The organism is Bacillus sp. ILBB4 (assembly GCF_035064545.1).
Lineage (GTDB): Bacteria > Bacillota > Bacilli > Bacillales > Bacillaceae_H > Priestia.
Genome location: NZ_JAIQVD010000004.1, coordinates 58,988 through 84,462 on the forward strand (window position 1 = coordinate 58,988; position 25,475 = coordinate 84,462).

Genomic DNA, 25,475 nt, shown 5'->3' on the forward strand with positions numbered 1-25,475 from the left:
GAGGACACCTTATGCATAAAAAATGGACGATTGCATTCGTTCTACTGCTGCTAATGGTTTTGACAGCCTGTGAAGAAAAAGAAACAGTTAAGTTATCCAAACCAACCGAACCTTCCTCAGATGAAGTGATCCCAAAAGATCAAGCTAAGTCATCTCTTCCTCCTGATCTTGTATCAGAAAAAAAAGCAGAAAAAACTGCGGTTAAGACGATGAACAAAATTTCAAGTACCTATAAAGAATTAGGCCAAGAGTACGAATGGGAAAATGAATCTAACCCTGCTGATTATGAAACGCTAAAAAAAGCGTTAACGCCATACGCAACTTCATCTTTAATTGCAACAAAGCTAAAAAGTATTTCTACTAATTATTACTGCAAAGAATGCAATATGAGCTTTTTTCCTGATGTAACTCATCTTATTCGATTTGAACTTATTAACAATCACGCTGGGCAATTTTCGGTCTCGGCTATTGAGCCAATTAGTAAAGAAGGAAGCGGTGGACTGACCATCTACATGAATTTTAAATACGTCAATAAGCACTGGAAGTTAAATGAATGGGATGAAGTTACCTATCATCAAAAATACCTCAACATTACGGCCGATGAATATATCGAATACGTGAAGTCAATTAATCCTTCTAGTGATATTTCATACCAAGGTGAAACAACCCGTACAAACGAAAAAGGGGAAAAGGAAGAAATCTTGGTTTTCAAAGAGAACAATACAAAGTATGCCATCAGCAAAAACAGCTCTCAGCGAATCGACGATTTTAAAGAAGATAAAAAAGAAAAAGAAGAGAAGGAAGAAAAAGATTTTAATTTAAAAAGCATCCAAAAAGTTGATCAAGAAACAGCGGATATTTTTATTGAACATTATTTGCGAGATTTAACAAAGTCCATTAACACGAATAAATTTGAACACGTACAGCCTTATATCCAGCGGGATAGTGTTTTGTGGAATGATCAAAAGCAGCTTGTGAAAATGCTGTATGAAAGAGACATTCGAGAAGAACTCGTTGATTATTCGGTATTAGACGTGGAATCTGTGAGTGAAGAAGAGGGCGAAGCGGTCTATACAATCCAAACGAAAGAAGTCATTTCAATTACAACGAACGGTCAAAGTCAGGAAAAAGAGTATTATCGAACCTATACCGTTTCCTACAGCAATAAACAGCTGCACCTGACTAAAATTGAATCACTTTAAAAAACATCACGCTCTGCGTGATGTTTTTTATTTACAAATAAGTTCGCAGGATATTAAAATAATTCTTTCCGATCATCTGCTCTTGGCAGTTTTTCGATCCATCCTTTTTTGATCATTATTCGCCCAAAAGAAGAGATGGTTTTTAAATCCCTTAAAATAGAAGCATCACAATGTCCGGCTACGTCTATTCTCATACTAGTTATCATAGCCGCAGCATAATATGTAGTAGCTAAATGAAACAAAAATCCTGCATGAAATACCATTAGTTTATCAGAAAAAGGGGCTACGTCAGAATTTGTAATTTCAGCATCCATCAAGCGCGGAGACTGCAGGTTTTCTTGTTGAAGTAAGGAAGAAAAAATGTTTATATTCTTACTGGCTGTGTGCAAACATTCCTCCATAAAGCTATGGATATCTTTATCTTTCGTTACCTGTTTGAAGCCATTCACAAGCGCTTTAGCTGTGATACTCTTTTTTTAGTTAAAATAAATATTTCCAGCTTCCATTGAGTTCAGCTGTCTTTTGTCTCCGAATAGGTCCATGACATATCCCCATTCTGTAATCGAGTGACCTCTCTCTGTTTTAGAAAAGTAGGGAGATCGTTGATAAATACCTTTCGATATAAGAATTTCAATAGATTTATTATACAGATCCATCGCATCAATATTGCATTGATAATAATGGTCACGTATACCTTTGCGTGCTGAAACACTAAAAGATATACTATATCCAGCCAACCCGTGCATGGTCATTTCGTGTATATACACTAACCAAAAGGTGTCCGTAAACAAAGGGGGAGCATCTAGATTTACATCTTTATCAGTAAAGCCAATCGGCAAATCTAATTTTTCAGCTTTAAAAATATCTCTAAGCACGTGCAAATGTTTTTCAGCCAGTTCTAAAGTAAATTCAAAAAGAGAATAAACCTCAAGGCCTTTGACCTTTGCTAACACATATTTACTAATACAAACAGACATGGTGTCTTGGATGTATTGTGTCCATAAACTTGTAATTTCTGATGACGTCAATCTACTTTTCTGATTTTCCAAAGTCGGTAACTCCAATTATTACCTAAACTCCTACTAGTGTTCCCAAAACATCACTGTTTAACACAGGGCAAAATACTTTAGTTAACTAACGCAAGATAACTCTTCCTTATCAAGCGTTCATATGATAAAGTAGAGAAATAAACAGAAAACAGAATTTATTTTACATATAATGGATTTTTGTATTAAAATCTTTAAAAGCCGACTTTCTAAATTGAGTTTTGAGAGGTTTTTAAAAACTTTTAATGGTATTTGTTGCGAATTTATAAAAAATCGTTATATCGAATCCTAGATCATTTAAAAGGGATATCGTTGTTTTTAATCATTAGGAGGGGTAAAATGGAAGAATTTGAATTGTCGCCTGCGAAAAATTCGTTTCGCCAACTAAAAGAGCAGTGGGAAGAGGCAGAGCTGTTAGATGAAGATAACAACTTGAATTTAAAGCACATTTCAGATGAAGAATTTATTCAGCTCTTTTTTTCAATGCGTATTATCAAAAAATCACTTTCTCCTCATACAATCAGATCTTACAATCAAGACATGAAAACGATTCTGTCTTTTTTCTATGAACGAGAGATTACATTAAAATCGATTGGATTTATGGAAGTCAAATTATTTAATGAAGAAATGATGAATCAATATGCCAATCGCACCGCTGCAAGAAAACTAGAATTTTTTAGAAGAATGCTAGAGTTTGGACACGCTACTCATTTTTATCCTTCGCTGTATACGACGTGGATTGAAAAACCATCTATTTCTAAAGGACATTACAGCGACAAGGAAAAACAAAATCGCACCGAGTACCGAGAGCTAACCGACCGCGAAGCCCAGGTGATTGTAAATGCGTTAGAATCAGTCGTGCGCATTCGTCAGCATGAAAAGGAATTCAAAGCGCGCAATCGCTTAATGGGAATGCTTTTGTATATGAGTGGAATGCGTTCAAGTGAACTGCTGAGTTTAAATTGGGGAAGCTTCCGCGAAGACCGTCGCGGAAATTTGGTTGTAGATGTGATTGGTAAAGGAAAAAAAGAACGAACGATTCCTGTGTTTGATGATGTGAAAGAAACGCTTTTCACTTACCGTCAAGCGTTAAATGAAAGCACTGAACTAAGTCCTTTTGACACCGACCCGCTTTTTTACTCCATTAAAGAGTACTATCGTACCGGCGAAAAGAAGCGATTATCCTATACAACGTTGTATCGAACGATTAAATCAGCTGTTTATAAAGTAAAAGGAAACGCGTCTATTTCTCCTCATTGGTTTCGTCACACCTTTATTACAAACAGTTTAGCTAATGACGTTCCGCTTGCTGTTGTGAAGCAAGTAGTAGGGCATTCTTCTATTGCTACAACGAACGTTTATCTTGAAAAACTTCAAGAAGATACGGTATACGACGCGTTTCGAAAATCGGGTTATCGCTAATTACTTATAATATTTTTATGTAAACTAAAAAACATATATTTTCATTTTTACTGCTTATGCGTATGAAATAAGTTGTATAAATGAATAAGTTACTTTTCCTACAATATAATGGTAGAAAGTCGATAAAGGAGGGAGCTACCTATGACGGCTAAACATCCGCTTCACTACCATTTCGGAGAAGTAACGGAGCTTTTTCATTACATATACGAAGTTTGTGAAACAGCAGGTATTTATATTGACTGGAGCGGAACAGCCCAAACCGTTCAGCTATATCGAAGCGAAGAATCTTTTTTATCCGGAGAACGCTACATCGGAGCGATTCAGTATGAGGGAAGCAATCAGTTTCAAAAAAGATGGCCTTCTACCGTCAGTTTGAGATTTCGACGTGCGAACTTGTCGTTTATTTTAAAATATTGTTTAGAACAAATTGAAGACTACCGCAAAGACACGAACAAAGAACCCTTCATTAATCCAAATGCAGAATCCATCGCGTTTAAATTCACCTCTTTAACAGATGAAACCAAACAAGTGATTTCAAAAATCAAAGAAGTACTATGCATCGCCAACTACGTGTAAAACCCCGCAGAATGTTAGCTGTGGGGTTTTGGGTATTTAACGCAGGTCTTCTGCGTCTTGAAGCAATTGCTCGGCGCGGTATTCAAGTTTTTGTAAAGTTTCGGTATAAATTTTTACCTGCTGTTCGTTTAATTCGGACGTCAATTCGAAAAATACCTGCTCCACAGCAGGCGTTACGTCTGTTTTTAAACGCAGGCCGTCTTCTGTTATTTGAATAAAAAACGAGCGGCGATCTTCTGGATTTCTGATACGCTGAATCCAATTTTGTTTTTCTAGTAAATCTAAAATTTTAGTCAGCGTCGCTTGATCCTTATCCGCTCGTTCAGCTAATTGTTTCTGCGTACTATATTCAGCTTCTGATACGCGTTTTAAAACGGTCCACTGTTCTGGCGTAATCCCAAAAGGGCGCAAGCGTGCGGCAACTACTCTGCTTAAGCGCTTACTTGTACGAACTGTGGGAATGCCGAATATTTCTTCTAACGATTCCATATAAAACCTCCTGCATACATACATGCTGTGATTATATCAGCTGTTTTTATTTCTGTAAATTTGTTTGTAAAGAGGACGCTTTATAAAAATAAATTTACAGAATAAATCGCAAATACACTAGACTTATTGTGTGTATCCTTGTAATCTAGTGTAAGAATAGTTAAACTTTTTCAAAAACAGTAGGGGGTACACACATCCATGATTAAAGCGGTATTTTTCGACTTAGATGACACGCTACTTTGGGACCAAAAAAGCGTAAAAGAAGCATTCGTTGCAACATGTACATATGCAAGTGAGAAATATAATTTAAAACCTGAAGAACTAGAAGAAGCGGTGCGTAAGGAAGCAAGAGAATTATATGCTTCGTATGAAACCTATGAGTTTACGCAAATGATTGGCATTAATCCATTTGAAGGATTATGGGGAAATTTTTTAGACGATCATGATGAATTCCGCAAAATGAAAGATATTGTTCCTACTTATCGCAAAGAAGCTTGGACTCGTGGTCTTCGTGCCCTAGGAATTCACGATGATGCTTTTGGAGCAGAGCTAGCTGAGCGTTTTCCATTAGAGCGCCGCAAAACACCGTTTGTATACGAAGAAACGTTTGAAGTACTTGATCAATTAAAAGGAAAGTACAAGCTGCTGCTGCTAACAAACGGTTCACCTGACTTACAAAATACCAAATTAGATATTACATCAGAACTAGTTCCATATTTTGATGAGATTGTGATTTCAGGTGCATTTGGCCGCGGTAAGCCTGATCCATCTATTTTCGACCATGCTTTATCACTTATAGATTTAAAGAAAGATGAAGCGATTATGGTTGGAGATAATTTAATGACAGATATACTGGGTTCTTCTCGCGTTGGAATGAAATCTGTATGGATTAATCGTCACGATAAAGAGCGAAATGAAGTCATTCCTACTTATGAAATTACCCATTTAAGTGAACTGCATTCAATTTTAGATGAACTAAATTCATAATACGAACAAACAAAAAAGAGGCGGAAATCGTCTCTTTTTTGTTATAAAAATAAGCACAGCAGTCTTTGCAGGTCCTATATCCGTTCCAAATCTCACTGACTTCATTCACATTGTACTAATCTTACCCTTGATTCCCAGATAAATACCATATAGCATAATATATAGACTAGTCATCGGAGGAATAACATGAAGAAAATAGTTACCAGAAGCCTTGTAGCTGCTGCTTTGTTCAAAAGTCTCGCCGCTTGTGAAGACAAACAAGGCGATACGCACGTCACTTACAAAACCCCTCAACCTAAACATGCCCCGGGAACAGACACCATTTCAGCAACAGATGAAACGATGGCCCCTGTAAGTCGGGTAGCTCAAGAAGATGAAACCGATGATCGATTAGCATTTGGAGAACGATCAAAACACGGTCAATATTATGTGTCCACAATGGATGCGCAATTTTATCCTGTTAAAGGAGCTAAACAAGTAAACACCCAGTACATTGTCGTATCCGTTCAGTTTCAGCGAACACCTAATGAACATTCGACTGTAGTATTAAACGACACAACGTTTACATTACAAGATACAGTAACTCACCAAACTTACGAACCGTCTGATGGAGGGAATTTATCGACAGAAACCCCGCACACCCTGTGGACAGCTTTTTCATTACCGTCACTATCTGACGATGAACCACTTAACCTCGATGTTGCATTTAAAATTCCAAAAAAGGCCAACCATACGTATAACCTGTTAATTACACAGCAATCAGAACGTGCGGATGTGTTTAAGTTTGAAGAAGCCAAACAGAATTATTAACTACATAAAACGTCTATCTTTTGCTTTATAGAAAAAGAAGGCGTTTTTTTATAAAATAATCTTGTTTTCCATAAAAAGAGCAAATGATACTACAACCCCTGAATAAAAAAAAGGAATATACAAGGGAAGCGGAGCAAACGATAGACACAAAAAGAAAAAAAGAAAAAAAGAAAAAGAGAATAGACATAAAGCGCGTTAGTGTAGTCAAGTTCAAAAAGAACGTGTATCATTGTAACTGCTGGTAACAAAAGATAGACATAAAATATAAATAAAAAAGTTATGAGAAAGGAAAAGGTGCGTACATCACGTTAAAGACATATGAATCATAAACATACAAAAACAACTACTGAATTTAGTAATAAAAAAATAAACATGCATTTAAATAGAAAGCTATCAGCCGCTATTATAGCTGCGTTTCTTTTTACTTTACTTTTTTGTTTTATGCCAGGTATAAAAGAGTCAATTCCCAATTTTTCTATTAAAAAAACCAGTCCGCATTTCATTGATTTATTTCCTTTATACCTTTTATTTTTTACACCCTTCTTCTTAATAATGGGGACGTTAGGCACGGTTATCGTTGATTTATTAGTCAGTGCTTTTGTAAAAGACCGTAGTAAAAAAATTGATTTTATCATGTCATTCATATTTCACGCCATTTTTGGGTTATTAATGTTTGAATTCGGAATGATGGGCGTCATTCTTATTTTTATTGTTGATCGCATTCTTTCAATCCGTAAAGAAAACTATTCTTATTTATCCCCACTGGGTTGCTTAGTACTGTCGGCCATTATTGGAACTCTCGTCTACTTCATTTTTACTATCGTTTAATAAAAAAAAACAAAAAAGAGACCCAATTGTTAGACTATATCTAACTTTTTAGGGTCTCTTTTTTGTTTTTTCTTGAAAGTTTGATTTACTATGCTATCGTTTGATAAATCAAAAAGATATTTAAACAAATGACTAATGCAGCTATCACCCAAGCTACAGTGGTTGTTGCTTTATGATTAACCAATCCGCCCATAATTTTTTTATTACTCGTAAACATAATAAGAGGAACGAGCGCAAAGGCAATTCCGAACGATAAAATAACTTGACTGACAACTAGTGCACTTGTTGGATTTACGCCCAATCCGATAATCAAAAGCGGCGGAATAATTGTAATGAACCGGCGAAGATATAAAGGAATTCTGCGTTTAATAAATCCTTGCATGATGACATCTCCAGACATTGTTCCGACCGAAGAACTTGAAAGTCCTGAAGATAATAATCCAACTCCGAACGCAATAGCTGCAAAGGGACCAATTAAATGTTCAAATTGTGTAAAAGCCACGTCCAAATCTTGCACGTTTAGTCCGTTTTTAAAGAATAGAGCGGCTGCGACAATCAGCATGCTTGCATTAATTGCACCAGCGATAATCATGGCAATCACAATATCAATAAATTCAAAGCGGAAAATCGCTTTTTTCTCCGATTCTGTAGTTCCTACCACGCGGCGCTGCGTAAGAGCTGAGTGCAAATAAATCGCGTGTGGCATAACTGTAGCACCCAAAATCCCAGAAGCTAACAGCACGCTGTCTGTTCCGTGAAACTGAGGGACAAATAAGCCGTGGACAACACTTGCGCCGTCTGGATGCGCAAGAAACATTTGAGTCCCAAAAGCTAATACCACAATAAAAACCATCGCCGCAATAGCTGCTTCTAGCAGTCGAACACCTCGTCTTTGTAACTCTAAAATAGCAAAAGAGCCTACCGCTGCGATAAGTGCAGCTGGGAACAGAGGAATATGAAATAATAAATAAATTCCAAGAGCAGCCCCAATAAATTCTGCTAAATCCGTTGCCATAATGACCAATTCTCCTTGGATCCAAAGCCCAAAAGAAACGAAGGACGGGAAGTGTTCCTGTGCTATCTCGGGTAAATTCAAGCCCGTTGCAATCCCTAATTTAGCTGATAACGATTGAATTAAGACAGCCATTAAGTTAGAAATTAATACAACCCAAAGCAGCATGTATCCGTATTGAGAGCCTGCTGCAATATTAGTAGCAAAATTACCTGGGTCAATATAAGCAACCGCTGCGATAAAAGCAGGCCCTAAGAAAGGTAATAATCGCTTAATTCCTTTTGTTTTACCCGACAATACGTCTTGAGCACTTAGCTGCATAGCTGATAATGCTTTACTGCCGTTTTGATCTTTCATGTCTAGTGCTCCTTTCTTTGATGAACAATAAATAGCCCAAGCTAATTTTTTTATATGAAGTATAAAATGTTTCCTTAATGCAAATTATATGCTAGCAAAGGTTCTTTTGACAATAAAAAAGTTCAGCAAAAAATATAGATCATCTTCAGCTGTTTTTATCCCGTTTGGCACAATTCTTTAAATGCACAGCCGTGACAGGAGGCAGGCGTATCTGTTTGAGGGAAATGCTCAAGCGGAAGAGGCTGATTTACCTCTGAGTCTTCCAAAAAAGTTTTCATATAATCAATGCTTGTATCAACTTGCTGAAGAACAGCTTCAATTTCGTGAAGAGTAAGCTGATACGTACGCGCACTGCCTGAAAGCAAGTATTCGTTTCGGACTTTTATCTGATCAACGGAAATATTATATTCAGCTAGCGCGTAGAGGGCGTATATCGCCAGTTGAAACAAATCATCTTTTGTTTGTTTACTTATTTTCCAATCAACAATCGTAAATTCGTCTGTGACTGGATTTTTAAAAAGAGAATGAAAAGGCGCATATACTTTATGATCATACACATTTATAGAACGAAACGACTGATGAGGCTCCACTTCTAAAAAAGGTGAAGATACGATGTCGCAAAAAGATTTACTTTGTAAAAAGTGATGTACACAAATGTGTACCCGTTTTTGCATGTCTTTAAGGTCTTTTTTAGAAATATAGCCGTTTTCGTAGAATTCTAAAAGCATCTTATACTGAGCAGGCTTATGATACCAAAGCTCTCCATAGTCAGTAGAATCACGCAGTGCGTTATTTAGTAGCTGCTGCACTTTCTCCGCTAAGTTCCGTTCATTTGGGACAAGCTTTGTAGATGTATAGTCAGAAATGGCCTCTGTAATCACTTGACGTACGGCTTGTCCGGCGTACATAGATAAAGTGGAAACCTTTTTTAAACGATAAGCGCTCTGAGACTGCGCAGAAGCGCTGTCAAGCCATCCGTTATGTGAGACATAATAATGATATGCATACTTTCGGTTGCACTGTGTGACCATTTTATGTCTGGAGTACGACCATGAAAATTCAGGGAAATCAGTGATTTGAAACAAGCTATTCACATCCTTTTTCAAAAACTGCGTATAGGTTGGTCTATTAGTATATTCGTACATGAGTTAAAATAGACTGAAAATGTAGAGAGTGAATAGCTACGCATGCATATTATTTTGTGGATTCTCGCGAAATATGTATAAATAGAAAAAACTATTTAAAAATTGATTGCTTTTTTCTGTGGCGGATGTTATATTAATAAAGCGATGAGCTAATTTGTGTAAGTCGAAGGATATGCTTTCGAGCTAAACGTGTGAATGTGGTCACACGGTCCCCGCCACAAACGCATCAAAGACGTCCTACGTGGACGTCTTTTTCATTTTATAAAAAAGAGAGCTTATGCTCTCTTTTTTTGTGTGAGATTATTTACTGAAGAAGTTAGGGTTTTTATTTGAATGCTTCACTATATTTTTAATACTTCTTTTTCACCGTTTTTTATTCCATACATCGTTTCCTACTTGCAACAAGAGTTTTCTTATCCGATTTTCTCGACCAAACGTAAATATATAAAAACTTACTGTATTTGCACATTTGCCGCATATTGCATTGTTCCTCTTGTGGAGTTAATCGCAATATCAACAACGTACAAACCTTGATTTTTAGGAACCTTAAATTCATTATTTTTGACAAACAGCTTGGTTTTTTCACCGTTATCTCTCCATATATGCACACTCACACTACGAATATATGCACCGTCTAAGTTCGAAAAATGGAGCTTAACCAATTGTTGCTGCTGCAATGGGATACTTTTTTGCTGCGATATGTATGTATATAAATCATATACATTTATTTCTTTTTTTGTTGTTGAACGGCCGTTTGACCAGTTAATAGAACCTTTGTGAAGGTGATAGGTATGTTCGTTGACCGCAAGCGCAGCTTCAGGTTTGTTTTGATCGTATTCTTCCTCTAGAAAGAAAGCACTGTTCTTAAGTAAAAGTAAGAAGAACACTATAACAGCTCCTAGACCGCTTAAGACATATACACCACATTTTGCGGATTGTACTTTCATAATAATTTCCTTTCATAGACCAATAATTAAGGAGGAAATGTACATAAAATTTCCACTTTTTCTATTTTAAACGATTACAAGTAAAATTACATTTATTGCTTTCTTTCTTCATGAAAAACAGGATAATAGTCATATGTTTTCTATAAAAGGTCTACTTAGATCAAAATCAAACCCATAGAAAAGGAAGATAAATGGAAATTAAAAGAGGGAATCTAAAAAATTTACAGAAGTTGATAAGTGATTTAAAATTATACAGAGGAAAAAAGCATTTCAAAAAAAGGGAGATTAGTAGGTTTTTTGTTCTACTTCCGCTTCTTAAAAAGTCGTATTTTTAGTAAGAAACTGTAAAGCTATATTTTATAAAGGTGAACCAATACATATACAAACAAAAAGGACACACAAAAAGGGGGATCAGCATGCAAATTAGAGAACTAGAATTACATGATGCTGCAAACTTTGTAGATTTGCTTAAACAGATTGAAGAAGAAAGTAAGTTTATGCTGTTTGAAAGCGGAGAGCGAAAGCTGAGCACAGATCAGCAGGAGAAAAACATCGAAATCTTTAAGCAGCAGCCAAACTCTACGATTATTGTAGCAGAAGAAGACGAGATGCTTGTGGGATATATAGCTGCAACAGGGGGGGAAGCTAACCGAAACGCTCACATCGCTTCTCTAACATTAGGTATTCGAAAGACGTTTCAAAATCAAGGGATTGGGACAGCTTTAATCGGTGCACTTGAAGAATGGGCGAGAGAACACCGTATTCATCGTCTTGAACTGACAGTCGCTATACAGCATGAAAAGGCTCTTTCTTTATATGACAAAGTAGGATTTGAAATTGAAGGAACAAAAAAACATTCACTGCGAATTGGCGGTTTGTTTATTGATGAGTACTATATGTCTAAATTGCTCAACTAAAAAAGAAACGACGTTTAAAGACGCCGTTTCTTTTTTTAGCTTCCTCTATAAATTTGGTATCCCCACGGTGACACAAGCAAAGGGACGTGATAATGTTCTTGTTCAGAAGACAATCCGACTCGAACAGAAACCTGATTTAAAAAGGGGGGATTTGTTGTTTGGACCTCTTGTTTTTTATAATATTCCCCAATATGAAACAGAAGTTCATAATCTCCTGATTCAAACGCTTCAGAAGAGAAGAGCGGAGTTACTAACCTCCCGTCTTCATTTGTAGTACCCTGTGAAATTTTTATTCGTTTACTTTCCGACTGAATATGATAAAAATCAACTTTGACAAAAGCAGCCGGACATCCGTGGGTAAGATCTAAAATATGCGTTGTGATTTTAGTCATGCTCGTTTCTTTGTCTCCTTATCTTCAGTAATTTTATCAGTTAAGCGAAAGAAAGCAATTTTATATACTTCTTCTAACGCTGTATCAAACTCTGTTTGCTCGGTATTTAGTAAACGACTTTGCATTGCCTCGTAGATATCTTCTTTTTGTTTGCCTCGTACTGCCAAAATAAAAGGAAAAGGAAACTTCTCCATATACGTTCCATTGAGAGAAGAAAACTGTTCATACTCATCTTGCGTTAAGTTTTGTAAGCCTGCTTTGGTTTGTTCTTCAGTAGAAGCAGATGTCATGGCAATATTTTCACCTAGATTTGGATGAGCTTGCAGCAGCTGCAGCTGTTTTTCTACAGATGCTTGCGCTACAATTTCTTTCATCATGGCATGAAGTTGTTCAACGGAAGAGAAAGGGCCTTTAGAATAAGCCTCTTCTGCAACCCAAGGTGAATGTTCAAATATATCACCAACTAGTGAAACAAAATGCTGCTTGCTAAGCTGATTTACATACTGCACGGATACATTATTCATACTACACCACCTTTATTTTATTTCTGAATAATCTGTCTTCTCCAAAGAGACAGAAGGTACTTTTCGTTCAAATGCTGCGTTAAAAAAGAGATTTAATAAAATGGCAGCCAAACTTCCCGTGATAACTCCATCACTTACAATTACGCGCAAAGCATTTGGGAGCTGAGCGAATAAATCAGGTACCACCGTTACACCAAGGCCGAGTGAAAGAGAGCACGCAATAATCAGCAAATTTTCTTGTTTAGACAAATCAACAGCACTTAGCATTTTGATGCCTGATGAAATAACTAAACCAAACAATACGACCATTGCTCCTCCTAAAACAGGGGTGGGAATAATGGTTGTAAAAGCAGCTATTTTCGGAACAAGCCCCAGTAATACGAGAATGAAGCCGGCTACTACCACTACATTTTTTGTTTTCACTTTCGATAATTGAACCAGTCCTACATTCTGAGCGAATGTATTGTAAGGGAAAGCATTAAATAGCCCTCCAAGAACAATGGCGATTCCTTCGGCACGGTAGCCTTTTGTAAAATCCTTTTCCGTTAATTCCCGATCACACAGCTTTCCTAACGCTAAAAATACGCCTGTAGACTCAATAATAATGACCAAGCATACGAGAATCATTGTTAAAATAGGGCCGATTTCAAAAGTGGGCATCCCAAAATAAAAAGGAGTGGGAACGTGCAGCCAAGAAGCTTCATTAAAATTAGTGAAATCAACTTTTCCCATTAATACAGCGGCTATTGTTCCGGCTACAATTCCAATCAACACAGAAAGAGAACGAAGAAAACCGCTGAAAAATCGATTTAAAATTAAAATAAGCGCTAGAACACCAAAAGAAAGAAGAAGATTAGAAAGAGAACCAAAATCTTTGCTTCCCACTCCTCCTGCCATATTTCGGACAGCGGATGGTACAAGCGATAAACCAATCATCGTCACAACCGTTCCGGTGACAACGGGAGGGAAAAATTTAATAATTTTGCCTAAAAAACTTGCTGCCAGTACGATGAAAATACCACCGGCAATAATCGCTCCGTAAACAGCGCTAATTCCATATTGAGTTCCAATTGCAATCATAGGAGTCACCGCTACAAATGAGCTTCCGAGTACAACAGGAAGACCAATACCAAACCACCTGTTCGTCCATGCCTGCAGCAGCGTAGCTAGTCCGCATGTTAGTAAATCAATGGCCACAAGATAGGATAAGTCATGGGTATTTAAATTCAATGCGCGCCCCACCATCAGCGGAACGAGAATGGCACCCGCATACATAGCAAGTACGTGCTGTAATCCCAATGAAGCTAGCCGAAACGGTCGATTTTGGTTATTCACCTAAAAACCTCCTTTAATTATATCACATGTAATGTCAATAAATATTACATTTATAATGATACATTAATAGTAAAATGTTTTTTAAGGGATGTCATTAGTTAAGTTGACTAAAAACAAAGGATTCGATATCTACTTTTTTACAATGTATAGAGAAGTAGGTAAGCTATCTTGTAAAAAGATGTTACATTAATTTTTGGTACCAACTCTTAATAGTAAGTGATATAATTTTTGTATATATTTTCAAATAATAGAGGGAAGAGGAAATGTTTATGTATAATCTTGCGGCTCACGTATGTAAATTTTTATTAAAAAGAAGAGGTAAGCTTTACATAAGGAATAAAGAGTCTTTACCAACAGACACAGGTTTTGTGATCGCTTGTTCGCATAAGGGATGGGTAGACGTTGTAGCGCTTGGTGCGGCTATTTTGCCTCACCAAATTCATTTTATGGCAAAAAAGGAGCTTTTTAATCATATACTCACTAGTAATGTATTAAAAAAACTCAACGCATTCCCAGTAGATCGTAACAACCCGGGACCCAGCAGCATTAAAACACCTATTAAATTAGCAAAAGAAGGACATATCGTCGGGATTTTTCCTAGCGGCACGCGAACAGAGAAAGACGTTCCCTTAAAAAGAGGAGCAGTCACTATAGCAAGTATAGCAAAGGTTCCTATTGTACCCGCGGTTTACAAAGGACCCGCAAATGTAAAAGAACTATTTTCGAAGGTTCCTATTGTTATCTCCTTTGGAAAACCTATCTACCTTGGAGAAGATAAACTGACAAAAGATCGCCTTGCCGACGTGTCAAACCATTTAACAGCTTCAATTCGTGCGTTAGAGGAAACGGCAAGATAACTTCATAGCGGAGGTGCATCATGAAGGATTGGGTACAGAGAAAGTTAAACAATGTAATTAGTGATGATGTGCAAGCAAAAATGAAAGAAAAGATGGCTGAAAGTGGCGTAACCGTTCCTATATCCGCTTCTATGCTCATGCGAATTTTTCAAAAGCAAATGACAAAGCAAGATCAAATTCAGCAATTCTCTATTTCATTTCAAGACTCCTATATTCACGTGAATGGAATTATTAAAAAATTTCTGGTGAGAATTCCATTTTCCATTGTGCTAGAACCTCTTGAGGCAAAAGAACGTACGCTTCTATTCAAAATCCATGAAATGAAACCTCTTAATCAAAATTGGATCAACTATCGAATTTTTCACAAGCCGCCTGTTACTACGTATGAAGAAAAACAAATTCATATCAATCTCAATGAAATTGATAAAGTGAAGGTCATTCCAGTAGGGAAAATCAAACAATTTTCAATACAAGATGAAAAGCTTCGAGTGAAAATTGGTTTATAAATAGTTATAAATAAAATGTAGAAATAGTTTTTTTAGAAAGAAAACCTTTTCAATTCAGCACTTAATTCGATTAGGTGCTATTTCTTTATAATTTTTATAAAATTTTTAGAATTTTTCGTCTCTAACTATTGTGACACTCTTCCCTAAAGTTGTACAATGTAACTTATATAGAGGTTTAAGCGAAAAACCCGTAAATATAAAGAGCAAGGAGAAACAACTATGACAACTTATTCAATCGATGTAACACTAAGTCAAACAAAAAAAGAAAAGCCCCAATCTGATCAATTGCAATTCGGGAAAGTCTTTACGGACCATATGTTCATTATGGATTATACAGAAGGCCAAGGATGGCACGATGCTCGTATTGTCCCTTATCAACCTATCACATTAGATCCGGCATCCATGATCTTTCATTATGGGCAGTCTGTTTTTGAAGGACTAAAAGCATATGTAACAAAAAAAGAGCAAGTATTATTATTTAGACCAGATGAGAACTTCAAACGTTTAAATAAATCAAACGATCGTCTTTGTATTCCTCATGTTGATGAAAACTTAGCGCTAGAAGCGTTAAAGCAGCTGATTAAAATTGACCGCGAATGGATTCCTACTGCTGAAGGTACATCACTATACATTCGCCCGTTTGTCATCGCAACAGAGCCTTACTTAGGAGTAGCGCCATCTGACCGCTATCAATTTATCATTATTCTTTCTCCAGTTGGTTCATATTACAAAGAAGGGATTGCTCCTGTAAAAATTGCGGTTGAAAGCGAATTTGTTCGTGCTGTAGCCGGAGGGACAGGGACAGCTAAAACAGGCGGAAACTATGCTTCAAGTTTAAAAGCTCAGCAGCTTTCTGACTCAAAAGGCTATTCACAAGTACTGTGGTTAGACGGAGTTGAACGCAAGTACATTGAAGAAGTAGGAAGCATGAATATTTTCTTCAAAATCGATGGAGAAGTAGTAACGCCATCTGTGAACGGAAGCATTTTGGAAGGAATTACGCGTAAATCTATCATTGAGCTGCTAAAACACTGGGATATGCCTGTAACTGAGCGCCGTATTTCTATGGAAGAAATTAAGCAAGCTTATTCCGAAGGCAAACTAGAAGAGGCATTTGGAACAGGTACAGCTGCAGTTATTTCTCCAATTGGCGAACTATTTTGGAATAACGAGAAAATGGTCATCAACGATGGAAACACAGGAGAAGTATCACAAAAACTGTATGACACTCTAACAGGTATTCAAAATGGTACAGTGGAAGACCCATTCGGCTGGGCAGTGGAAGTAGAATAAATTTCGGTAGTCAAATATCTTTTTACGTAAAAGAAGCGGACAGCTCCCGCTTCTTTTTTTATTGCCGAATAGTCCAAAAGAAACGAGTTATTTTTTGGATATTTAGAACTATTTATATACTTTTATTGTAAATAAAATATAATTATCCTTATAAAAGCAATACTTTGTCTTTATTGAAATTCACAGCATTACTTATTCGTTATAAGGGGGAACAAAATGCTTTTTTATCACATGATGAAAAAATTAAACAGCTGGCTTCACACTTAGCTGAACGACTCAAAAGAGAATTAAGCCAAGAAACCTCAGATGAACAAATGCACGTGCTCATTGGCTATTTGTTTGCTTCTCGTTTAATCGAGCACCGTCCTACGGGTTATTACGTAAGGTCTCAATACCCTGAGCAGCTAAAAGATTTATATGAAACTTTACACGTCCATCAATAAATTATCTCTTCCTCTTTTGTCCTATATCGTGTAGAATTTTAGAAAATATATGATTTTCTAGTTGATGGCAGAGCTAGGATATAGCAAGGTGTGGCATTTACCTTTAAATGATTAAGTAATGGCTTTAGAGGTGAATAATGTTAGCGCAGATCAAAGAAATGAGTTTAGATAAAAATCGTCGTAATCCACATTACCGCGTATTGTTGCAGTGTCCAGACGGGAGTGAACTATTCATTCACTTTAATTATACATACCGATCAAAAACATATTGGTCAAGAGATGTATATTACAACAATGTTCATAAAAAATCTCAGCTTGCTTGGTATACCCAAAGCGTAGAAGGAATGACGGCTCAGCAGTTTCTTGAAGAGCTAGGAGCCAAGGTAAATGAACATTTCGATTTTACACTGGGACGATAACTAAAAAAAGCACCCCTTCATAAGGGGTGCTTTTTTTGGTTGTTTTACACAAATAAGGACAGAATAATGTATATTCTCTTTTTTTGAAATGAAAGGCAGAATGTTCATGGCGCAAATTGTAATGTGGGTGTTTTTTATCGGTTCTTGGCTATTGCTTTTTGCAGTGGATAAAGAGCGAGTGAAGCGGTATATGGCTGTATCACTATTTGGAGTGGTATTGTTAACGATGGTTTTTCAAATTGCAGATGGCTTTAACTGGTGGGAAGTGAATAAAACTCTTTTTTTTCTTCGTTAATATGACGCCTTTTCCTTTTGGCATATTTATAATAGGCACGCTTTTTATTTTTTATTTTACCTATCCTGGCTTTTGGATATTTATGATTATCAATTCAGCATTTGATTTGTTTCAAGCATTTGTTATGAATCCTATTTTTGAAAAGCTAAATATTTATACACTGAAGGAAATGAATCATTTTTTATACTTTGTACTAATGATGGTTATTGCTGTTCTACTTTTTCTTTATCATAAGTGGCAAGATACTGCGTTTAAGTTATCTATCAAGTAATAGAGAGACGGGTTGTGTTTTATCGCTAACTTTTATATAATGAGCGTATAAAACCCTCTATTTATATCGGAAATAGAGGTGTTTTTACTATGAAAAAGATACAAAATGGCAAAATATCTGCGGATGAATATCATTTTTCGCAAAAAAATTAAAATAATGTAAAAGTTTATGTTAAAATGGCAATATTGCGTGAACGAATTAACTAAATTTACGCAAGAATGCTATTTACATACGTAAGAAGGAGAGAGATTTAAGATGGCAAAGACGTTAATTTTTGGACATAAAAATCCTGACACAGATACAATCTGTTCTGCAATTGCATACGCTGATTTAAAGAATAAATTAGGTGTAGACGCTGAACCAGTTCGATTAGGCGATATTAACGGTGAAACGCAATTTGCTCTTGAAAAGTTCAACGCTGAACTACCACGTTTCGTTGATGAAGTATCTAAAGAAACAAATGAAGTTATTTTAGTGGACCACAACGAACGCCAGCAAAGTGCAAACGATATTGATCAAGTTCGTGTGCTTGAAGTAATTGATCATCACCGTATTGCTAACTTTGAAACAGCAGATCCTTTATACTATCGTGCAGAGCCAGTTGGATGTACGGCAACGATCTTAAACAAGATGTATAAAGAAAACGGCGTAGAAATCGAACCTAACATCGCAGGTCTTATGCTATCAGCTATCATTTCTGATTCTTTATTATTCAAATCACCAACTTGCACAGACCAGGACGTTGCAGCTGCTAAAGAATTAGCGGAAATTGCAGGCGTAGATGCAGAAGAGTACGGATTAGCAATGCTGAAAGCTGGAGCTGACTTAGGCGATAAAACAGCTTCACAATTAATTTCATTAGATGCTAAAGAATTCAGCATGGGTACAAGCAAAGTAGAAATTGCCCAAGTGAATGCAATTGACGTAAACGACGTTTTAGTGCGCAAAATTGAATTGGAAGAAGCTATTACTAAAACAATCGAAGAAAAAGGATTACAATTATTCCTTTTAGTTGTTACAGATATTTTAAACAGCAACTCTACTGCATTAGCATTAGGTTCTGCTGCTTCAAAAGTAGAAGAAGCATACAACGTAACGCTTGAAAACAATACAGCTGTCTTAGAAGGCGTTGTATCACGTAAAAAACAAGTAGTGCCTGTATTAACATCTGTATTTGCTTAATGAAAAAAACGGTTCGTGTCTAGACACGAACCGTTTTTTTGTCCATTTGCACGTCAAGCCAATTTAGTATATCTTCTATCACTTCATCTTTATTTAATTCATTAAGCAACTCATGACGGCACTGTGTAAAAAAGCGGTAGCTTACGTCCTGCAATCCAGCTTTTTTAAAGTCGTTATATACTTTGAGTACCCCTTTTGTATAGCTGCCTACTGGGTCATGTTCTCCAGATATTAAATAAACAGGCAGGTTTGATGGTACTAGCTTTATATTAGCTAAGTTAGAGATTTGTTTGATTCCTGTTAATAAGTCATAGAAAAATCCCGCTGTGAAAACTCCTCCGCAGTAAGGGTCATTTACATATAAATCTACAGCCTCATTATCTTGACTTAACCAATCAAAAGGTGTTCGAGCAGGATGAAAGGATTTGTTATACTGTCCAAAAGAAAGTTTATCAAGCAATGGACTAGCAGATCGTAATCCTTTTCTTTTTTTCTCTATTGTCGCAGCTAATATGCCGCCCTTCAGTGAAAGGGAAGGAATGCTGCCAGTACCTGAGAGCATCACACCATGAATGTGCTCTGTATTCAATTGAATATATCTTCTCGTTAGAAAAGAACCCATGCTGTGACCGAAAAGAAAGATTGGTAGACCGGAGTGTTCCGTTGAAATGTGATTAGTCAAAGCAATCATGTCGTAAACTACGGTGTCAAAACCATTTTCTTCAGCAAAAAAACGCTTTTCTTCATCTTTTAAAGCTGTTTGACCGTGACCGCGGTGATCATTTCCATATACGATGTAGCCATGTTGAGTTAATACATTAGCAAAGTATTCGTAGCGTCCAATATGTTCGGCCATCCCATGGGCTATTTGAACAACGCCTTTTGCAGAATTGTTTTCAACATCCCATTTTTGTGCAAATATTTCTTTTTCCTGATGACCTCTGTAATAAAAGGATTGTTTCATGTTCAGCATCCACCTTCCGTCCCCCTTGTAAAATAAGGGATATATGTATATATTATACTAATTTATGCGGGTGATTTTACTATTTTGAAATAAAAAATGATTATTTTGTCATAAACCTTTACAAACCTTTATGTGATTTGTTAAATTAGTATTTATATTAAAAATTATTAAACAATTTAAAAAGATTCAGTTTTTAATAGGTTAGATGAATACGGAGGGAATTATTGTGGCAGAATTAAGAAGTAACATGATCAAAAAAGGATTCGACAGAGCACCGCACCGCAGCCTACTGCGTGCAGCTGGTGTAAAAGAAGAGGATTTCGGCAAACCGTTTATTGCGGTTGTCAATTCATATATTGATATTGTACCAGGTCATGTTCACTTGCAAGAGTTTGGTAAAATCGTAAAAGATGCGATTCGCGAAGCTGGTGGCGTACCTTTTGAAATGAACACTATCGGTGTAGATGACGGTATTGCGATGGGACATATCGGTATGCGCTATTCATTACCAAGTCGTGAAATCATTGCTGACTCAGTTGAAACGGTAGTATCTGCTCACTGGTTTGATGGAATGGTATGTATTCCAAACTGTGATAAAATTACGCCTGGGATGTTAATGGCTTCGTTGCGTCTGAATATTCCGACAGTTTTTGTTAGCGGCGGACCAATGAAGGCTGGCGTAACGAGCGACGGTCGTAAGATTTCTCTTTCTTCAGTATTTGAAGGCGTAGGAGCTCATCAAGCGGGTAAACTTGATGATAAAGGATTGCTTGAATTAGAACAATTCGGCTGTCCGACATGCGGATCTTGTTCAGGAATGTTTACAGCGAACTCAATGAACTGCTTAGCTGAAGCGTTAGGACTTGCTTTACCTGGAAATGGTACAATCTTAGCAGTTGCTCCTGAACGTAGAGAATTCGTTAAAAAATCAGCTAAACAGCTTATGGAATTAATTAAATTAGATTTAAAACCACGTGATATCGTAACAGAAAAAGCAATCGACAACGCGTTTGCTTTGGACATGGCGTTAGGTGGTTCTACAAATACAGTTCTTCATACGCTAGCTCTTGCGAATGAAGCTGAAATTGAGTATCCATTAGAGCGTATTAATGAAGTGGCAGAACGCGTGCCTCACTTGGCAAAACTGGCTCCGGCTTCTGATGTATTTATTGAAGACTTACATGAAGCAGGAGGCGTATCAGCTGCTTTAAACGAGCTATCTAAAAAAGAAGGGGCTCTTCATTTAGATACTATGACAGTTACTGGGAAAACGCTAGGTGAAAACATTGCTGGATGCGATGTAAAAGATTATAACGTTATCCATCCAATCGATAAGCCGTTTACCGAAAAAGGCGGACTTGCTGTATTGTTTGGTAACTTAGCTCCAGACGGCGCGATCATTAAAACAGGCGGTGTTCAAGATGGCATTACTCGCCACGAGGGACCGGCAATTGTATTTGAGTCTCAAGACGAGGCGCTGCACGGTATTGCTAACGGCAAAGTAAAAGAAGGACATGTCGTAGTCATTCGTTATGAAGGACCAAAAGGCGGCCCGGGAATGCCTGAAATGCTAGCTCCAACTTCTCAAATCATGGGAATGGGACTAGGTGCAAAAGTAGCTCTATTAACGGACGGACGCTTCTCTGGCGCTTCTCGTGGATTATCAATTGGCCACGCATCTCCAGAAGCTGCTGAAGGCGGCCCGCTAGCATTTGTCGAAGATGGCGACCACATCGTGATTGACATTGAAGATCGTTCGATGAATGTTCAAGTTTCTCCAGATGTTTGGGAAGAACGAAAAGCAAACTGGAAAGGCTTTGAGCCAAAAGTGAAAAAAGGCTATCTTGCAAGATATTCTAAACTTGTAACTTCTGCAAGCACAGGCGGAATTATGAAAATCTGATAGTACAAAAAAGGCTCTCAGTAGAGAGCCTTTTTCTTTACTGAAGTAACTGTGTACAAGAGGATTTTTAAAACGTAAATTCTTTTTTCATTATAACGTGTGGAATACCGTCTTCCATAAATACATCAGAAACAGTCTTATACCCTAATTTATGATAAAATGATTCAGCTTGAACTTGACCGTGAAGCTTAGCTTGAGTTAATCCTTCTTTTTTCGCTGCTTCTTCCAAGCTGGCCACCACTTCTTTTCCGAGCCCGTATTTTCTAAATTCCTTTAATACGCATATCCGCTCTATTTTGGCGTAATCGTCTACTATGCGGAATCTACCAGAAGCTGCCGGTTCATTGTTATAGTAAATCAACATATGTTTTGCCGTTTCCTCATGTTCATCAAATTCATCTTTTAATGGCACGCCTTGTTCTTCAACAAACACTGTTTTACGTATATGACATACTTCTTCAAGCTGCTCTTTTGTTGTAACTTGCTTAATTTTCATTAAAATCCTTCCTTTGCTGCGAATTTATGATTCTTTTTTGTATAATAAAGATATCTGATATGAAAGAGTATAAAGGAAAAACAAAATGTTGTAAATGCAACAAAAAACAAACAAGTGAAATATTACATACATGATGTTTTAATTTCTCGCTGTTTGAACTGTATGAGTAGCATTAAATTTAAATGCTGAGCGAAATATAATCAAAAAATAGCACTTCAGCTTTTAACAAACTTTAGAAAGAATTAAAATCAACTGGAACATGTTAAAAAAGGAAAGAAAAGGGATTATGAAGCGCCGTGGCTTTACATAACTTGTAAAAAGAGAAATATTCATAATAGTAGTGGGATGAAAAAGGGGAATGTATCATGCAAATAACCTTAGTGTATAAAGATGAGCAATCGAATAAATTTTGGAAAGTTGAAAGAAGAGACAGCAAGTTAGTGATTCACTTTGGAAAAGTTGATACAGCTGGCCGCATGCAAGTAAAAGAGTTTGCTTCCGCAGAAGCTTGTGAAGCGGAAGCTGAAAAGCTGATTCGTGCAAAATTGAAGAAAGGATATAAGCCTTTAACTTGTTCGATGCAAGTAATGAAAGACAGCATGATGTCAGAGGCTCTCTTTTGGGACCTGATAAAAAAGGCGAAGTCAAAATTAGATGTCGACGAGCAAATGGAATGGCTCCGCTCCACGCTAGCAAAGCGTTCTGAAAAGGACATTTTCCGCTTTGATCAGCTGTTAAATCAGCATTTTGATCACTCCTATACTTCTTCATTGTGGGCAGCAGCTTATATTGTAATGGGCGGTTGTTCAGATGATTGTTTTGATTATTTTAGAGCGTGGCTTTTATATCAAGGAAAAGACATATATTATAAAGCAATTGAATCTCCTGAGACGATGATTTCTGTACTTCAACCACTAGAAGCAGAAGGCTATGCTCCTCAATTAGAAGAATTACTTTCTGTAGCGTGTGAAGCTTATGAAGAAAAAACAGGTTTAGATAACGACTACTATTATGATAAATATGACCAGTTTGATCCAATGTGGTACGATGAGCAAGATTTGGATCTTGATTGGGATGAAGATGATGAGGATGGTTTACAGCTGCGATTCCCTGTGCTTTGGAGTCGCTATTGGAACAATCATCTCGAATATTAAAAAGAGGAGATGAAAACCTTTAAACAGATTTTCATCTCCTCTTTTCTTATTTTGATAGAGTACGTGAAGGACCGGCCGAAGACAGTTTTGTTTTTTTGTTTAGCATACTGTTCATAATCATTCCGATTACGATTACCATCATACCAGCTAAAGCTATCCCTGTTGGCACACGCCCATTTAATAAAATCACTTCTCCAAACACTGTAAAAATCATGCTGCCCGATTGAGTTGCTTCGACAGCTCCCAGCAAAGCTAAATTTTCTTTTGCCAAGTCTGTTGCGTGAAAGAACGTCATCGTCGCAATTACACCTGAACTCATCGCTAATATAACAGCTTGCGAAAATTGAGGAGCTGTTGGCATACCAGTTGTATAAAATCCATATATCGCATAGATGATACTTAGCGGTATACTGCCGATAGCCATACCTAAAACACGTTGAAATGTATCTAATTTTCCTTTGCAAACTTCCATCATTTTTCGATTTCCAAGCGGATATAAAAAAGCAGCCATGACGACAGGGAGAAAACCCAACACAAACTGTGAAAGCGTGATGTTTTCAGCTTCTTTAACTTGCATGAGAATCACACCCGCTAAAATAAACGTTGAAATACCAAGCGTTTTGAGTGGAATGTTTCCTCTTACTTTTTTGTTTCCGTCTGCAGTTTGAATCGTTACATAGAAAAGTGGAGAAATGAGCGCACCTGCCAAGATCGTTACTTGCCACGTTCCAGCTATAAGCCATGACGGTCCAAAAAGTGAAGAAAAACTTAATAATGAATAAAATCCAATTCCTGCAAGAGTTCCCCAGCCTAACCAAGCGAAAGGATGCTTTTTCATTTCCATCCATAATGGTGTAAACTTCTTTTGTACAAGTACTAAAATGAGTAAAATAGGTAGTGCTAATAAAAAACGAAGAGATGCTGTCCAAGCCCAGCTTGTTCCAGATACATTCATGGCACGATTCACAATAAATGTAGCAGAAAAGAACATAGACGAGAGAAGCCCCCATAAAATTGCTTTCATACTTTTTCCTCCTAATTAATAAAAATACCTAAATGTACATTATAGTATACTTAGATACAAAAAAAGTGTATCATAATATACAAAAGAAAGGAAGAAAAAAATGCATTCAGAAGAAATGATGAAAAAGGTAGGCAACGAGCTTAGAAAAATAAGAACACAGCGAGAATTCACACTCGATGAATTAGCAGATAGGACGGGAGTCAGCAAACTCACGTTAGGGAAAATTGAAAGAGGGGAGACTAATCCAACCCTAGGAGTAATGTGGAAAATAACAACAGGTTTAAATATCCCTTTAACTAAATTAGTGTCAGTAGAACCTTCAGTGGCTGTATCTAAGTGCGGAGAAGGTTTTTCTCTCAAAGGACCGGACGAAGCGTGGAAAGTAGAATTTATTTTTCAAAATCAAATAGATTCAACTATTGAAATGTACCGAGCCTTTCTTTCTCCTCTCGCTACATACTATCCCGAACCTCATCATAAAGGATTAATTGAAGTAGCAACGGTAATGGAAGGAAGAATTGAAATGAAAATAGAAGAAGAGCTATACGAACTAAAACAATTTGACTCTATAAAATTTGAAGGAAGTCATGTACACTCATACAAAAATCTTGAAGAACGTCCCGCTGTTCTGCATTTACTGCTAAAATATGAGGAGTAAAACGGCAGAGCCGCAGTAAAA

General features: G+C 36.9%; 29 protein-coding genes. 17 read left to right on the plus strand and 12 right to left on the minus strand.

Annotated elements, in window-relative coordinates; genetic code table 11:
• Window positions 1-11 precede the first annotated feature (11 nt).
• Window positions 12-1,202 carry a TcaA NTF2-like domain-containing protein gene (locus LAV82_RS17325; RefSeq protein ID WP_499716565.1) on the plus strand — a complete coding sequence of 397 codons (1,191 nt, stop codon included), beginning with the start codon at window positions 12-14 and terminating at the stop codon, window positions 1,200-1,202.
• A 53-nt stretch (window positions 1,203-1,255) separates the two neighbouring features.
• Here the strand turns inward: LAV82_RS17325 and LAV82_RS17330 are convergent, their stop codons facing one another.
• Together LAV82_RS17330 and LAV82_RS17335 are read right to left on the minus strand one after the other, a co-directional pair.
• Entirely contained in the window at window positions 1,256-1,669 is a 414-nt protein-coding gene (locus LAV82_RS17330; protein ID WP_307872037.1) for a DUF3231 family protein, read from the minus strand.
• A 9-nt stretch (window positions 1,670-1,678) separates the two neighbouring features.
• A complete protein-coding gene (locus tag LAV82_RS17335; protein ID WP_499716566.1) occupies window positions 1,679-2,251 on the minus strand; it encodes a DUF3231 family protein in 573 nt (190 codons plus the stop codon).
• 336 nt (window positions 2,252-2,587) lie between these two features.
• On the opposite strand from LAV82_RS17335, the gene LAV82_RS17340 reads away from it, so the two are divergent.
• The gene (locus LAV82_RS17340; protein ID WP_013057225.1) at window positions 2,588-3,670 is read left to right on the plus strand and encodes a tyrosine-type recombinase/integrase; all 1,083 of its coding nucleotides are present in this window, start codon (window positions 2,588-2,590) and stop codon (window positions 3,668-3,670) included.
• Window positions 3,671-3,811: 141 nt separating this feature from the next.
• Window positions 3,812-4,246, plus strand: a complete 435-nt coding sequence (locus LAV82_RS17345) for a hypothetical protein (RefSeq protein WP_013057224.1) — start codon at window positions 3,812-3,814, stop codon at window positions 4,244-4,246.
• A 36-nt stretch (window positions 4,247-4,282) separates the two neighbouring features.
• On the opposite strand, the gene LAV82_RS17350 is transcribed toward LAV82_RS17345, so the two are convergent.
• Window positions 4,283-4,735 carry a MarR family winged helix-turn-helix transcriptional regulator gene (locus LAV82_RS17350; protein WP_029322006.1) on the minus strand — a complete coding sequence of 151 codons (453 nt, stop codon included), beginning with the start codon at window positions 4,733-4,735 and terminating at the stop codon, window positions 4,283-4,285.
• 198 nt (window positions 4,736-4,933) lie between these two features.
• Here LAV82_RS17350 and LAV82_RS17355 point away from each other — a divergent pair, with 198 nt between their 5' ends.
• The 3 genes from LAV82_RS17355 to LAV82_RS17365 all read left to right on the plus strand — a co-directional run bounded on the left by LAV82_RS17355 (window position 4,934) and on the right by LAV82_RS17365 (window position 7,360).
• Window positions 4,934-5,722, plus strand: a complete 789-nt coding sequence (locus LAV82_RS17355; protein WP_211078971.1) for an HAD family hydrolase — start codon at window positions 4,934-4,936, stop codon at window positions 5,720-5,722.
• Window positions 5,723-5,908: 186 nt separating this feature from the next.
• A complete protein-coding gene (locus tag LAV82_RS17360; protein WP_499716567.1) occupies window positions 5,909-6,532 on the plus strand; it encodes a hypothetical protein in 624 nt (207 codons plus the stop codon).
• A 318-nt stretch (window positions 6,533-6,850) separates the two neighbouring features.
• The gene (locus LAV82_RS17365; protein ID WP_013057220.1) at window positions 6,851-7,360 is read left to right on the plus strand and encodes a hypothetical protein; all 510 of its coding nucleotides are present in this window, start codon (window positions 6,851-6,853) and stop codon (window positions 7,358-7,360) included.
• 88 nt (window positions 7,361-7,448) lie between these two features.
• Here LAV82_RS17365 and LAV82_RS17370 read toward each other — a convergent pair whose 3' ends face one another.
• From LAV82_RS17370 to LAV82_RS17380, 3 genes are all read right to left on the minus strand, one after another.
• The gene (locus tag LAV82_RS17370; protein ID WP_029321999.1) at window positions 7,449-8,729 is read right to left on the minus strand and encodes an Nramp family divalent metal transporter; all 1,281 of its coding nucleotides are present in this window, start codon (window positions 8,727-8,729) and stop codon (window positions 7,449-7,451) included.
• 155 nt (window positions 8,730-8,884) lie between these two features.
• Entirely contained in the window at window positions 8,885-9,814 is a 930-nt protein-coding gene (locus tag LAV82_RS17375) for a PD-(D/E)XK nuclease family protein (RefSeq protein WP_499716568.1), read from the minus strand.
• Window positions 9,815-10,326: 512 nt separating this feature from the next.
• A complete protein-coding gene (locus tag LAV82_RS17380; protein ID WP_013057217.1) occupies window positions 10,327-10,821 on the minus strand; it encodes a hypothetical protein in 495 nt (164 codons plus the stop codon).
• A 416-nt stretch (window positions 10,822-11,237) separates the two neighbouring features.
• On the opposite strand from LAV82_RS17380, the gene LAV82_RS17385 reads away from it, so the two are divergent.
• Window positions 11,238-11,738: a GNAT family N-acetyltransferase gene (locus LAV82_RS17385; RefSeq protein ID WP_211078976.1), complete on the plus strand. Its 501-nt coding sequence runs from the start codon at window positions 11,238-11,240 to the stop codon at window positions 11,736-11,738.
• Window positions 11,739-11,773: 35 nt separating this feature from the next.
• On the opposite strand, the gene uraH is transcribed toward LAV82_RS17385, so the two are convergent.
• Genes uraH through LAV82_RS17400 form a run of 3 tightly spaced genes read right to left on the minus strand, consistent with a single transcriptional unit; the run spans window position 11,774 to window position 13,989 of the window.
• Window positions 11,774-12,130 (minus strand): hydroxyisourate hydrolase, encoded by a 357-nt coding sequence (gene uraH, locus LAV82_RS17390; RefSeq protein WP_211078977.1) that lies wholly within the window; start codon window positions 12,128-12,130, stop codon window positions 11,774-11,776.
• Complete coding sequence (gene uraD / locus LAV82_RS17395) at window positions 12,127-12,654, minus strand: 2-oxo-4-hydroxy-4-carboxy-5-ureidoimidazoline decarboxylase (protein WP_013057214.1); 528 nt, start codon at window positions 12,652-12,654, stop codon at window positions 12,127-12,129. Before uraD ends, uraH begins: the two co-directional genes overlap by 4 nt.
• Before the next feature lie 12 nt (window positions 12,655-12,666).
• On the minus strand, window positions 12,667-13,989 hold the full coding sequence (locus tag LAV82_RS17400) for a nucleobase:cation symporter-2 family protein (protein ID WP_499716569.1): 1,323 nt from the start codon (window positions 13,987-13,989) through the stop codon (window positions 12,667-12,669).
• Between the two features lie 269 nt (window positions 13,990-14,258).
• Here LAV82_RS17400 and LAV82_RS17405 point away from each other — a divergent pair, with 269 nt between their 5' ends.
• The 7 genes from LAV82_RS17405 to LAV82_RS17435 all read left to right on the plus strand — a co-directional run bounded on the left by LAV82_RS17405 (window position 14,259) and on the right by LAV82_RS17435 (window position 19,255).
• Entirely contained in the window at window positions 14,259-14,846 is a 588-nt protein-coding gene (locus LAV82_RS17405; protein ID WP_211078980.1) for a lysophospholipid acyltransferase family protein, read from the plus strand.
• Between the two features lie 20 nt (window positions 14,847-14,866).
• Window positions 14,867-15,352: a hypothetical protein gene (locus tag LAV82_RS17410; RefSeq protein ID WP_057273249.1), complete on the plus strand. Its 486-nt coding sequence runs from the start codon at window positions 14,867-14,869 to the stop codon at window positions 15,350-15,352.
• 219 nt (window positions 15,353-15,571) lie between these two features.
• Complete coding sequence (locus LAV82_RS17415) at window positions 15,572-16,645, plus strand: branched-chain amino acid aminotransferase (RefSeq protein WP_013057210.1); 1,074 nt, start codon at window positions 15,572-15,574, stop codon at window positions 16,643-16,645.
• Window positions 16,646-16,809: 164 nt separating this feature from the next.
• Complete coding sequence (locus LAV82_RS17420; protein WP_499716570.1) at window positions 16,810-17,088, plus strand: hypothetical protein; 279 nt, start codon at window positions 16,810-16,812, stop codon at window positions 17,086-17,088.
• Between the two features lie 137 nt (window positions 17,089-17,225).
• A complete protein-coding gene (locus tag LAV82_RS17425) occupies window positions 17,226-17,507 on the plus strand; it encodes a hypothetical protein (RefSeq protein WP_211078981.1) in 282 nt (93 codons plus the stop codon).
• A gap of 106 nt (window positions 17,508-17,613) precedes the next feature.
• A complete protein-coding gene (locus LAV82_RS17430; RefSeq protein WP_244856671.1) occupies window positions 17,614-17,802 on the plus strand; it encodes a hypothetical protein in 189 nt (62 codons plus the stop codon).
• A 526-nt stretch (window positions 17,803-18,328) separates the two neighbouring features.
• Window positions 18,329-19,255 (plus strand): manganese-dependent inorganic pyrophosphatase, encoded by a 927-nt coding sequence (locus LAV82_RS17435; protein WP_499716571.1) that lies wholly within the window; start codon window positions 18,329-18,331, stop codon window positions 19,253-19,255.
• 19 nt (window positions 19,256-19,274) lie between these two features.
• Here the strand turns inward: LAV82_RS17435 and LAV82_RS17440 are convergent, their stop codons facing one another.
• Entirely contained in the window at window positions 19,275-20,219 is a 945-nt protein-coding gene (locus LAV82_RS17440; protein ID WP_013057208.1) for an alpha/beta hydrolase, read from the minus strand.
• A 226-nt stretch (window positions 20,220-20,445) separates the two neighbouring features.
• Between LAV82_RS17440 and ilvD the strand changes: the two genes are divergently transcribed.
• On the plus strand, window positions 20,446-22,122 hold the full coding sequence (gene ilvD / locus LAV82_RS17445; RefSeq protein ID WP_013057207.1) for a dihydroxy-acid dehydratase: 1,677 nt from the start codon (window positions 20,446-20,448) through the stop codon (window positions 22,120-22,122).
• Window positions 22,123-22,189: 67 nt separating this feature from the next.
• Here the strand turns inward: ilvD and LAV82_RS17450 are convergent, their stop codons facing one another.
• Window positions 22,190-22,618, minus strand: coding sequence for a GNAT family N-acetyltransferase (locus LAV82_RS17450; RefSeq protein ID WP_057236387.1), 429 nt, complete (start codon window positions 22,616-22,618; stop codon window positions 22,190-22,192).
• Window positions 22,619-22,983: 365 nt separating this feature from the next.
• On the opposite strand from LAV82_RS17450, the gene LAV82_RS17455 reads away from it, so the two are divergent.
• Window positions 22,984-23,772, plus strand: coding sequence for a DUF4240 domain-containing protein (locus LAV82_RS17455; protein ID WP_499716572.1), 789 nt, complete (start codon window positions 22,984-22,986; stop codon window positions 23,770-23,772).
• Window positions 23,773-23,818: 46 nt separating this feature from the next.
• Here the strand turns inward: LAV82_RS17455 and LAV82_RS17460 are convergent, their stop codons facing one another.
• Entirely contained in the window at window positions 23,819-24,796 is a 978-nt protein-coding gene (locus tag LAV82_RS17460) for a DMT family transporter (RefSeq protein ID WP_499716573.1), read from the minus strand.
• A gap of 100 nt (window positions 24,797-24,896) precedes the next feature.
• On the opposite strand from LAV82_RS17460, the gene LAV82_RS17465 reads away from it, so the two are divergent.
• Window positions 24,897-25,454 carry a helix-turn-helix domain-containing protein gene (locus LAV82_RS17465; RefSeq protein WP_057236392.1) on the plus strand — a complete coding sequence of 186 codons (558 nt, stop codon included), beginning with the start codon at window positions 24,897-24,899 and terminating at the stop codon, window positions 25,452-25,454.
• The last annotated feature ends 21 nt before the right edge of the window (window positions 25,455-25,475 follow it).

Coding starts and splice junctions, on each gene's coding strand:
- LAV82_RS17325 (WP_499716565.1), top strand. CDS start 12: ATGCATAAAAAATGGACGATTGCATTCGTTCTACTGCTGCTAATGGTT.
- LAV82_RS17340 (WP_013057225.1), top strand. CDS start 2,588: ATGGAAGAATTTGAATTGTCGCCTGCGAAAAATTCGTTTCGCCAACTA.
- LAV82_RS17345 (WP_013057224.1), top strand. CDS start 3,812: ATGACGGCTAAACATCCGCTTCACTACCATTTCGGAGAAGTAACGGAG.
- LAV82_RS17350 (WP_029322006.1), bottom strand. CDS start 4,735: ATGGAATCGTTAGAAGAAATATTCGGCATTCCCACAGTTCGTACAAGT.
- LAV82_RS17355 (WP_211078971.1), top strand. CDS start 4,934: ATGATTAAAGCGGTATTTTTCGACTTAGATGACACGCTACTTTGGGAC.
- LAV82_RS17360 (WP_499716567.1), top strand. CDS start 5,909: ATGAAGAAAATAGTTACCAGAAGCCTTGTAGCTGCTGCTTTGTTCAAA.
- LAV82_RS17365 (WP_013057220.1), top strand. CDS start 6,851: ATGAATCATAAACATACAAAAACAACTACTGAATTTAGTAATAAAAAA.
- LAV82_RS17370 (WP_029321999.1), bottom strand. CDS start 8,729: ATGAAAGATCAAAACGGCAGTAAAGCATTATCAGCTATGCAGCTAAGT.
- LAV82_RS17380 (WP_013057217.1), bottom strand. CDS start 10,821: ATGAAAGTACAATCCGCAAAATGTGGTGTATATGTCTTAAGCGGTCTA.
- LAV82_RS17385 (WP_211078976.1), top strand. CDS start 11,238: ATGCAAATTAGAGAACTAGAATTACATGATGCTGCAAACTTTGTAGAT.
- uraH (WP_211078977.1), bottom strand. CDS start 12,130: ATGACTAAAATCACAACGCATATTTTAGATCTTACCCACGGATGTCCG.
- uraD (WP_013057214.1), bottom strand. CDS start 12,654: ATGAATAATGTATCCGTGCAGTATGTAAATCAGCTTAGCAAGCAGCAT.
- LAV82_RS17405 (WP_211078980.1), top strand. CDS start 14,259: ATGTATAATCTTGCGGCTCACGTATGTAAATTTTTATTAAAAAGAAGA.
- LAV82_RS17410 (WP_057273249.1), top strand. CDS start 14,867: ATGAAGGATTGGGTACAGAGAAAGTTAAACAATGTAATTAGTGATGAT.
- LAV82_RS17415 (WP_013057210.1), top strand. CDS start 15,572: ATGACAACTTATTCAATCGATGTAACACTAAGTCAAACAAAAAAAGAA.
- LAV82_RS17425 (WP_211078981.1), top strand. CDS start 17,226: ATGTTAGCGCAGATCAAAGAAATGAGTTTAGATAAAAATCGTCGTAAT.
- LAV82_RS17430 (WP_244856671.1), top strand. CDS start 17,614: ATGGCGCAAATTGTAATGTGGGTGTTTTTTATCGGTTCTTGGCTATTG.
- LAV82_RS17435 (WP_499716571.1), top strand. CDS start 18,329: ATGGCAAAGACGTTAATTTTTGGACATAAAAATCCTGACACAGATACA.
- LAV82_RS17440 (WP_013057208.1), bottom strand. CDS start 20,219: ATGAAACAATCCTTTTATTACAGAGGTCATCAGGAAAAAGAAATATTT.
- LAV82_RS17450 (WP_057236387.1), bottom strand. CDS start 22,618: ATGAAAATTAAGCAAGTTACAACAAAAGAGCAGCTTGAAGAAGTATGT.
- LAV82_RS17455 (WP_499716572.1), top strand. CDS start 22,984: ATGCAAATAACCTTAGTGTATAAAGATGAGCAATCGAATAAATTTTGG.
- LAV82_RS17460 (WP_499716573.1), bottom strand. CDS start 24,796: ATGAAAGCAATTTTATGGGGGCTTCTCTCGTCTATGTTCTTTTCTGCT.
- LAV82_RS17465 (WP_057236392.1), top strand. CDS start 24,897: ATGCATTCAGAAGAAATGATGAAAAAGGTAGGCAACGAGCTTAGAAAA.